Consider the following 2,187-nt stretch of genomic DNA (forward strand, 5'->3'; position numbering starts at 1 on the left):
CGCCGAGCTGGTCCGAGAACTCGCCACCGAGGCGTTGGCATGCCGGGCGCGGCTGGCCCGGCTGGACCGCGACCTGGATCAGCTGCTGGCCCGCCACCCTGATGCGGCCCTCATCCGCAGCCTGCCCGGCATGGGGGCCACCTTGTGCGCCGAGTTCATCGCCCAGGCAGGCCCACTTGGCCGCTTCCGCTCCGCCGACGCCCTGGCCGCTGCTGCCGGGCTGGCCCCGGTGCTGCGCCAGTCGGGCAAGGTCCGCTTCAACCGGCGACCCAGCGGCGGCAGCAAAGCCCTCAAGCGGGTCTTCTACCAGTCGGCGTTCTGCTCGCTGCGCGCCCCCGACAGCAAGGCCTTCTACGCCCGCAAACGACGCGAGGGCAAAGCCCACCACCAGGCCGTCATCGCCCTGGCCCGCCGACGCATCGACGTGCTCTGGGCCATGCTCCACACCCGCCAGGCCTACCAGCCCGGCCGCACCAGGGCAGCTTGACTCACGCATTAGGCTGCACCACGCTGAGTGGCCACCGGATCAGTATGAGATGGCCGCCGCAGGCGGCGCGGACCGAAGGTCCGCCAAGAACGCGGACAGGCCGATGAATCAATCGCGCGAAGCGCACCACCCCGGCCTGGCCGCTCCACTCCCCCTACGGGGCATGACCCGCACGAACCCGTCGCGTGAGTCCAGAGGGGGTACGCGACCGCTCCGCGTAGGGACTAGCGTAGGGTCCAACCCGCCCCTGCCACGGCTGACCATGGCGAGACCGGCGGGCTGCGGAGCTTGCCAGCGAAGCAGCACGCGCCGAAGGCGCATCCCCTATCCCGCCATGACCATGGCCGGCAGCTGGCTGCCACGGCCGCCCCCCAGGTGCGCATCCGGTTGGGCAGGAAGGGGCGAGAGGAGGAGTTCGGTCGCACCGTTGAGGCCCTGCATTGGTTGAAGGTTAGGCGGCGGCGCGGAAGCGGATCCGGGCCTGGTCGGCCAGGTTGGCGACCCGCTCTGGTCCCAGCATCGGCGGGAGGCCGCCAAGCAGGCTTGGCAGGCGCCGGGCTGCCACGACCGGCACCCCGTCGGTGACCACCTTGCCCCAGGGAACCTGGGCGCCATGGATGGCCACGATCGGCACCACCACCACGCCCGGGTCAGGCAGGACCTGGGCGGCCTGGTCGGCCTCGAACGACACCGCGCGCAGGGTGGGGGCGAGGGGATGACGGCCATGCCACAGCCGCCCCGATGGGTCGAGCTGGAGGCGGCCGCGATACTGCTTGGAGTCGATCACGAACACCCCACCGGGGCCGATGGCCAGGTGATCGAGATTGGCTCGGCTGCTGGGGACGGCCAGGTCGTGCAGGACCGCCCAGCCGTGCCGCTCCAGCGGGTCGAGCAGCCGGGCGGTGCGTCGCTCCCCGGCCGCGCCCTGCCGCCAGGCGCGGGCGTCGCGGCTGGGCCGGAACCGCAACGCCCACCCGGCCACGATGGCCGCGACCCCGGCGGGTGCCAGCCCCAACCGGGGTGCGAGCAGGCTGCCAAGCACTCCCCCACCGGCACCGATGCCAAGGGTGGCGGCCATCCGCCAGGGCAGGGTCCGGGTCCAGGCCGCCCACTCAGCCGCTCGGGCCCGCCGCCAGGTCGCCTGAGCGGACCCGCCCGGCTGGCCCACGCTGGCCCGCACCCGCACCGCCACCACCGGCCGATCGGCGCTGGTCCCGGCCAGGAGTTCGTCGGGGTCGTCGCCGAGGTGGGCGAGGATGGCCTGGAGGTCGGCCTGGCTGAGCGGCCGCACGGAACCGCTGGGCCGGTCGGCGTTGTCGTCGAAGGGCCACGCTCGAGAATTGGCCATCAGGGTGCTCCTTCCTGGTGATGCTAGCCGGCGGCCCGCTCCGGGCCTCGCCGGCCACGCTGCTGGTGAGGTCGCGGCTGGCCGGGGCGCTCGCCGGTCGACTGGCGCTCGTGGGTGCGGTCGGTGACGCGCTGCTTGGCGTGGACCCGCTCGATGGCCGTGCGGACTCGCTGCCGGTCGGCTCGCTGGGTGGGATCGCGGGGCTCGGGGCCCAGGGCCTGGTCGGGGTCGGTGATCTGGTAGCTGCGACGGTAGTGCTCGATCTCGGCGGCGGCCTGGCGCCAGGCCCGCCGGCCCCGGGTTGACTCGGGCACCGGCCCCAAGTCCTCGAGGACATAGCCGGGCCGGTCGG

Annotated in this window: 3 protein-coding genes; 1 reads left to right on the plus strand and 2 read right to left on the minus strand. The window is 73.7% G+C overall.

All coding sequences use genetic code 11. The annotated features are described in order from the left end of the window. Window positions 1–487 (plus strand): transposase (locus tag VF468_31315; protein HEX5882776.1); only part of this gene is annotated, 487 nt, incomplete at its 5' end. Between the two features lie 451 nt (window positions 488–938). On the opposite strand, the gene VF468_31320 is transcribed toward VF468_31315, so the two are convergent. Both VF468_31320 and VF468_31325 read right to left on the minus strand, forming a co-directional pair. Next, window positions 939–1,835, minus strand: coding sequence for a nuclease-related domain-containing protein (locus tag VF468_31320; GenBank protein ID HEX5882777.1), 897 nt, complete (start codon window positions 1,833–1,835; stop codon window positions 939–941). Window positions 1,836–1,858: 23 nt separating this feature from the next. Beyond that, window positions 1,859–2,187 (minus strand): hypothetical protein (locus VF468_31325; protein ID HEX5882778.1); only part of this gene is annotated, 329 nt, incomplete at its 5' end.

This window comes from Actinomycetota bacterium (assembly GCA_036280995.1).
GTDB lineage: Bacteria > Actinomycetota > CALGFH01 > CALGFH01 > CALGFH01 > CALGFH01.

What these genes read in the sequence shown, in the direction of transcription:
- VF468_31320 (HEX5882777.1), bottom strand. Translation starts at nt 1,835, where the DNA reads ATGGCCAATTCTCGAGCGTGGCCCTTCGACGACAACGCCGACCGGCCC.